The sequence below is a fragment of the Coleofasciculus sp. genome (assembly GCF_046565525.1).
In the GTDB taxonomy this organism is placed as follows: domain Bacteria; phylum Cyanobacteriota; class Cyanobacteriia; order Cyanobacteriales; family Coleofasciculaceae; genus Coleofasciculus.
Genome location: NZ_JBKHUP010000032.1, coordinates 61047 through 68598 on the forward strand (window position 1 = coordinate 61047; position 7552 = coordinate 68598).

The following is a 7552-nucleotide window of genomic DNA, read 5'->3' on the forward strand; positions in this document are numbered from 1 at the left end:
AAAAAGGAGAAAAAGCTATGATTACTATTAATAATAAAGTTAAGCTAGGTTGGCAAGTCCATCAAAAAGCCAAACAGTTTCGTCAACACCAATCCACCCCGTTCAATTTTGTCAACGCGCAGCAGGTTTATCTGAATACCTTAGCCGTGTATGCGGTGAATGACTACCTCAAGCGCCAAGGAATAGAGACAGACTTGACGGAAAGTGATAGCTGGGACCCATTAATGCAGTCTTTAGTCAATATTGCCGATTTAAAGGTGAAACGGCAAGGTCAATGGGTAAAATTAGAATGCCGTCCTGTATTCTCGGATATAAACTTTGTTTACATTCCAGCAGAAGTTTGGGAAGATAGGATTGGCTATGTTGCAGTAGGGATAAATGAATCCCTAACAGAAGCAACATTACTCGGCTTTACTCCAACCGTGACAACGGAGGAGTTATCCCTTAGCCAGTTCCAATCTCTGAATGATTTGCTCAAGTGTCTTACACCTAAAAGTGAATCATTACCTCTAGTTAACTTAAGTCGATGGTTTGATAATATCGTGGCAGAGGGTTGGCAAACTGTTGAAGCTTTACTCGGTACACCAGACGTTAGTCTAGCATTCAGAAGTGTCAATCCGGCGACGGTTAAGCGGGGGAAGGCAATTCAACTGAAAGACCACACTCTAGCACTTATACTCGACCTGAATCAAGACAATGAACAAAACATTCGCATCCGTGTCAAGGTTCGTTCCTTAGCGAGTAATACCTCTTTACCCGAAGGGATCACCCTCAGGGTACTAGATGAAACAGGAGAACCTTTTCTAGAAACTCAAGCTGGAAAGGCGGATAGTTCCATTCAAACGAAACCCTTTCAGTTTATTGAACAACCTGAAGAAAAATTTACGGTTAAAGTGGTGTTAGGAGAGGAGAGTATAACGGAGAATTTTTTAATTTAAACTGAGGGAAGCAGGAACATAACTATGGGTAAAGTCGTTCAACTTAATCTAGAACATGGGGATTTTAGCCAAGGGTTTCAGATTACCCTAGAAATTAGCGACGAGAGTTTTCCGCACCGTCAAATCCGAACGGGTGGTAGTTTACCCGCTAATTTACAGGTTTGTGCAAACTATGATAATTGGCAGAAAACTTATCGCCGCTTAGAAACAGCCTTCAGGCGCCCGGTTATTTTAGATGATGAAACTGAATTACTTCCCCCTGTTTCTGCTGACGAATGTCAAGTTTTATTTGAAACCCTAAAAGGCAGTATTAATCATTGGCTTAGCGCTGAAGAGTTTCGCCGTGTCAAAGAGCAATTACTTAGAGAGTTAGACGAAGAAGAAGAAATTCGCGTCATTGTCCGCACCAGTGAACATAACTTGCGGAAATTACCCTGGGATGCGTGGGAGTTTTTGGATGAGTTTCCCAATGCGGCTGTGGCGATTAGTCCGACAGAACATGATGTAGGAACTCAGGTTAAACCGAAAAGTAAAGTCAGAATTTTGGCAATTTTAGGCAATAGCCAGGGAATTAATATTGCCAGAGACAGAGGTTTACTGGAAAATTTACCCCAGGCGGATGTCCGCTTTCTGGTTGAACCGCAACGTCAAGAATTTGAACCTCTGTGGAGTGAAGAATGGGATATTCTTTTCTTTGCGGGACATAGTTACTCTCAAGGAGATGGCGATTGCGGTTATATTTATATTAATCAAACCGAAAAGCTAGGGATTAGCGAGTTGAAAAATACCCTAAAAAGAGCGATAAAGAAAGGGTTACAACTGGCGATTTTTAATTCCTGTGATGGTTTAGGATTAGCGAATGAGTTGCAGCGGCTGAATATCCCGCAAATGATTGTCATGCGGGAACCTGTACCGGATAAGTTTGCTCAAGAATTTTTGAAATATTTTCTGGAATCGTTTTCCAGTGGCAAATCGTTATATAGTTCAGTCCGAGAAGCACGGGAAAAACTCCATGACTTATCGGATATTGAGAGAAGGTTTCCGGGTGCAAGTTTGTTACCTGTAATTTGCCAAAATCCCACAGTTTTACCCGTAAAATGGGACGATTTTTTGGCAAAGGCAAAGCCTGAGGCGGAATCAGGGGAGTCGATTGAACCTCCAGTTTTATCTGAAGATAAAGAGATATTATCCAAACAGATTTCTCTGAAAAAGTCAGCGAGTGAAGATAAATCTCTTAAGGTTTCACCCCCAGCAAAAAAGCCAATCGGTAAACTCATAGCTATTGGAGTTTTGGGGGGGGCTATTTGTTTTTCAGCCATCAGTGGTTGGTTATGGTGGAAACGCCCTATTTGTTCATTGAGCGATAGTCGGATACCCTTAAGGATTAATATTCCCCAAGGACAACTCTTTAACTATGGGGGAAGTACAACTTGGGTTCCTATTGCTGAACCCTTTCACGAACAGATCAAGACAGCCTTGCCCGATTTTCACCTCAATCCACCTAAGTATAGTGGTTCAGTTGAGGGAATTCAACAGGTATTGGGAGGCTATTTTGCGTTCAGTTTATCCTCTATCCATCTGCAAAAAAAAGATTTAGCGGAGGCGAGACAGCAAGGCTATGAACTGATTCAGAAGTCGGTAGCGATTGACGCGATCGCAGTCGGGGTAAATCCTCAACTCAATGTTCCTAGCTTAACCCTAACTCAGCTTAAAGATATTTATACCGGAAAAATTCGTAACTGGCAACAAGTGGGTGGTTCGGATTTGCCAATTACTCCCTACTCCCGCCAATCTGATCAAGGTGGAACAGTGCGATTTTTTACCGATGCGGTTTTAGGAGGACAACCGTTTAATACCCAAATTGTCCAATTTGTTGGTTCGACAACCACGGGAATCGGTAAAGTTAGCAATGATCCAGGCGGTATTTACTACGCCTCAGCACCGGAACTTGTTTCTCAATGTGGAATTCGTCCTTTACCTTTGGGACTTCCGGGAAAGACGGCGATTGCGCCCTATCAGGGTGACTTAGTTCCCCCGGAGTCTTGTCCCCAGCAACGCAATGAGATGAATTTCGCCGCATTCAAAAGTGGAGAATACCCCTTAACTCGAAACTTATTTGTGATTATCAAAGATTTTCCCGGCGAGAATAATGCTCAAGAACAAGCGGGGAGAGCGTATACTCATTTGATATTAACGGGTAAGGGTCAAGGGATGGTAAAAGAACCTGGATTTGTTCCTGTTGCTCAGGCTTGTCCGTCGCCCTAGTACAAGAATTCAGATGGCAGATAACAGAAGGCTCCAAGAGATAAAATGAAAAAGTACTCAAGTAATCTATTTTAATCGCCTGAGTAGAAAGGAGCTTACATTTCACTCAGGTTGGCAACAGCAACTCAACATCTAATAAAAAGATAGTTTTTGTTCCCGAATCTTGAGGAATCACCGCCACATGACGGGCAATATTAACCGTATCAGAACGACGATAGGATTCCGGTAAAAGCCGAATTGCTGAAAGTGGCACATCTATTAAAATAGGCGCTTCAGCTACGGGAATGCCATAGATTTCACCGATTTGATTTTGCATAGTTACCAGATATCCTCCTCCTTTGGCGGCTTCCGGTAAGCTCTCTTTGAAAAAGCGCTGATATAAATCAATTACCGTAATGTCTTCTTCGCCAGAATGAGTAACTCCAACCTGATTCATCCCACTCCCATGAACAGGGGCGCGATTCAAGATTTTGTAGACGGATTCAATTGGTAAGGCTAGATACAATTTCCCTAGAGTAAAATGAATGAATTTTAATACCTGTGTCGTCTTTCGTGAAAGGACAGGTTGCTTTTCGTTCGATTGAGTGTTCATTACATTACTATTCATAACCAAAACCCTTCTTTAGACAATAAAAATTACAGTGGGTGGATAAGCTGCAATGCATTACTTAAGTCAGCGCTAACAACAAAGGACAAAGAACGAATGACTAATGACGAACAAGACTATTTTCGTGGATAATATCTTTGAGCGAGCCGACAAACTCTTGTTCTAAATAAGGCTTGGTGAAATACCCACTCGCCCCCAACTGCATCGCTAACCAGCGATGTTTTTGACTGCTGCGAGAGGTTAGCATGGCAACGGGAACCCTCGACAACTTCGGATCTTGACGCCGTTGACTGAGAAACTCAAACCCATTCATATTCGGCATCTCAATATCACAAACCACCAACTGCACCGATGCACTTTGCTGCAACTGGTTGATCGCCTCTCGACCATCCCGCGCCTGTAACACCCGAAAACCCGCCCGTTCTAAAGTTAGCGCTAAGGTTTGTCGCAAAGCCACCGCATCATCGACAATCAAAATTGTCGGTACTTGTACCATGGTGATGGGAGTGGTGGTATCCCCTGAACCGATCACCGTACCTGGAGAAGCATCCTGACGCACAGGAGTCGCCGTTGGCGTCGTCGCTCCATGGACAAATTCCAACAGTGCAATACCATCAACCACCGGAATTACCGTCCCATCCCCCAAAATCGTACAACCGTAGGTATAACTAGGAGGAGAAATCGCCCCACCAAAAGGTTTAATCACCAATTCTTGTTCCGTCACCAGACGCTCAACTTCCACAGCAAACACCTGTTGATCCTGACGCAGTATCAGCATAGGTAACTCCCACGTCTTTGGCGCCGCCACTGAACTTAAGGTTTGACTCGTCAAGTTCTCCGGTAAGGGACGCTGATACTCCAACAGTTCACCTAATCGATAGGTTGGTATCAATTCTCCCCGCCAATGAAGAAACCGTTGCGTCCCCGATTTTTTGACTTGGTTGGCTTTGGGAATAATAATCTCTTCGATACTGTCAGAGGGTAACGCCAGCACCGTCGAACCGATGAAACACACTAATAACTTGGCGATGGTTAGGGTTAAAGGTAGACGTAAGGTAAACGTCGTACCGCCTCCCGGCGTCGAAGTTACAGAAATTTTCCCTTTAAGCGATCGCAGCTGGGTTCGTACCACATCTAAACCAACCCCTCGTCCCGATAACTCACTCACTTGCTGGGCGGTAGAAAATCCTGGCTCAAAAATATATCCCCACAAACCCGCCTGGGACGTCGTCGCCAATTGTTCACTAGATAACAATCCCAACTCCACCGCCCGACGCCCAATCCGTTCTGCATTTAAGCCTTGACCATCATCCCGAACTTCAATAATTGTTTGACTCCCCTTGTGATAAGCGCGAATTTCAATCTGTCCCGATTCCGGTTTCCCCCCTTGACGCCGGATCTCAGGAGACTCAATTCCATGATCAAAGGCATTTCGGAGTAAATGCAGCAACGGATCAGAGAGTTTTTCCAACACCGCTTTATCAACCAAAACACCTGTTCCGGTTAATTTCAAATTCACCCGTTTGTGATACGTATTAGACAGTTCCCGTAATACTCTAGGAAACCGATTCAACACCTCCCCAATCGGTAACATCCGCGCCCACATCAGCTCATCCCGCAAGTGGTTGAGCACCTTCAGCTGCTGTTGGGTGGTTTGATCAGATTTCTTCGCAAACAGGGCGATATCGTCAACGGCTTCTTCAAGCTGCACCATTTCTTCTAAGATCCCTTGGATTTGGGAATAGAGAACGCCGTAGCTATCCATTTCCAGGGAGTCAAAGTCCGCCAATGTCTTTAGCGTTACATCCGTGGAGTGATCAGAATTCCGCAGTCCGAGCGATCGCACATCACCACTTCTAGGAACGCGACGATCCATCTGAGCAGAACCCGACATCATCCCATAACTGTACCGTTCTGGCGCGACCAGTATCTTATCCGATACATGCTGCAATTTATTCACAATCTGCCCAAATCGAGCAAATCGATCCAGCAATGCTCGCGCTGCTACCTGTAATTGCTGATTCTGGAGTGATAAACCATTGCGGTTAATCGCTAATTCCCCAACCAAGTTATTCATCCGTTCGAGTCGATCTAAATCCACCCGCACGGATAGATTAGGCGTGGGTGCTGGTGAACGGGGGCGAGTGGATTCAACGGGATTGTGGCTCGTTAGCGGATCGGGTATCAAAGAGGGAGACTGGGCGATATGACGTTCACCCGATTGGCTCTTAACTAACGGATTCCCCTGAAACAGGGTTAATTGTGACGCCTCTTCCAGGGAGGGAAGTTGATCAAAAACTTGCTCAATCGATTGAATGGCAAAATCAAGGTTGATCGGTGCGGCGGGAACTAATGCAGAGGTTTCAGGTACGACATCCGGTTCGACTTCCGTAACGGTTTCGGGAGTAGCCTGGGAGTGATCCTCTGTCTGGTTGAACAAAGATGTCGCTTCTTCAACCCATTCTGTATCTAAAATCTCCTGAGAATCAGGATTACCAAAAATATCCTCTAAAGAAGGAACTGATAATGTAGATTCTGCTGTGGCTGGGAGGATATAAGGTTCACTCTCTTGAGAAAATAGTTCAGCGAGCAACGGAAGCGTTTCGGGTGAAGATGCGATCGCATCGTCTTCTGTAAATGCTTCAATCGGTTGCACGGCGAACTCTGGAGCTTCAACGGAAACGTCTGTGAAGGGCAATCCTAATCCCCAATCACCCGAAGCCGTTGCTGGAGATTCAGCGAGGGCGACTAATGCTTCACCAGGATTTCCTCCCGTCGTCTGTTCACCGGAGAGAACAGCTTGACGGCTGACTTCAAAATCAGCCAGTGCCAATTTTGTAATCTCTACAGCCCTTTGGGGGTGAGCCTCTAACGCCTGTTGTGCCGTTTGTGCGATCGCGCCAAATCCGGGCAGGTTTAAGAACTCAGCAAATCCAGCAAAAACGTCAAGTTGGGCGCGTAATTCTCCCGCCACTTCATAGTCTTGAGGATTTTCCACCACCGTAGCAAGGCGTTCCAATCCTTCGGCGACATCGACTTCAAAAATAGATACCGCCATATTTATCCCCAATTCGGCGGAACTGGGCATATAACTATCCGCCTGCGTCAGGGCATCTCCCAATCGTGCCTCAATTTGGTCAAAAATGGGAGTCCCTGTGGCTAAAGCTGCTTGAGGATCAAAGTAACCCGTGGTAATTTGTGATTTCAGGGGCAAACTCAGGCAGTCATAAGCTTGCAGCAGTTTATTTTCTAGCTCTATGTCAATCTCTACGGTATCACTATAGAGTGCCTTAAAGATATTTTCCAAGCGGTGAGCTAGAGTCGCGATCGCCTCTAATTCTACACTGGCTGCGCCCCCTTTTAGCGAGTGGGCGGCTCGCATTAATTCGTGAACTTGGGCAGTACTGCGCTCATCTGTGAGATTTAATAACCCGGTTTCAATGATCTGTAAAAGTTCCGGTGCTTCGGCAATAAAAAACTGATAGGCTTGGTCACGAATATCGGGGTTAATTGCCATGGTTTTTCATTGTTTATTGGTTATTTGTGAACGGTGTGTTGGGCGAAGCATTCGCGTTGTAATTTTGACAGGAAACCGATCAATCTAGGGGCGAATGCTTCGCCCCTACGTTACGAAACGAAACGAAACGTCGCGAATATCGGGGTTAATTGCCATGGTTTTTCGTTGTTTATTGGTTATTTGTGAACGGTGTGTTGGGCGAAGCATTCGCGTTGTAATTTTGAC

At 45.3% G+C, this 7552-nt stretch carries 4 protein-coding genes; 2 read left to right on the forward strand and 2 right to left on the reverse strand.

Translation table 11 applies throughout. The features are described from left to right. Positions 1 to 17: 17 nt before the first annotated feature. Complete coding sequence (locus ACLGGO_RS13645; protein ID WP_446335434.1) at positions 18 to 938, forward strand: DUF1822 family protein; 921 nt, start codon at positions 18 to 20, stop codon at positions 936 to 938. A gap of 24 nt (positions 939 to 962) precedes the next feature. Then, positions 963 to 3203: a substrate-binding domain-containing protein gene (locus tag ACLGGO_RS13650; protein ID WP_446419723.1), complete on the forward strand. Its 2241-nt coding sequence runs from the start codon at positions 963 to 965 to the stop codon at positions 3201 to 3203. 106 nt (positions 3204 to 3309) lie between these two features. Here ACLGGO_RS13650 and ACLGGO_RS13655 read toward each other — a convergent pair whose 3' ends face one another. Together ACLGGO_RS13655 and ACLGGO_RS13660 are read right to left on the reverse strand one after the other, a co-directional pair. Beyond that, positions 3310 to 3810, reverse strand: coding sequence for a chemotaxis protein CheW (locus ACLGGO_RS13655; protein WP_446419724.1), 501 nt, complete (start codon positions 3808 to 3810; stop codon positions 3310 to 3312). Positions 3811 to 3910: 100 nt separating this feature from the next. Further along, the gene (locus ACLGGO_RS13660) at positions 3911 to 7327 is read right to left on the reverse strand and encodes a response regulator (protein WP_446419725.1); all 3417 of its coding nucleotides are present in this window, start codon (positions 7325 to 7327) and stop codon (positions 3911 to 3913) included. Positions 7328 to 7552 lie beyond the last annotated feature (225 nt).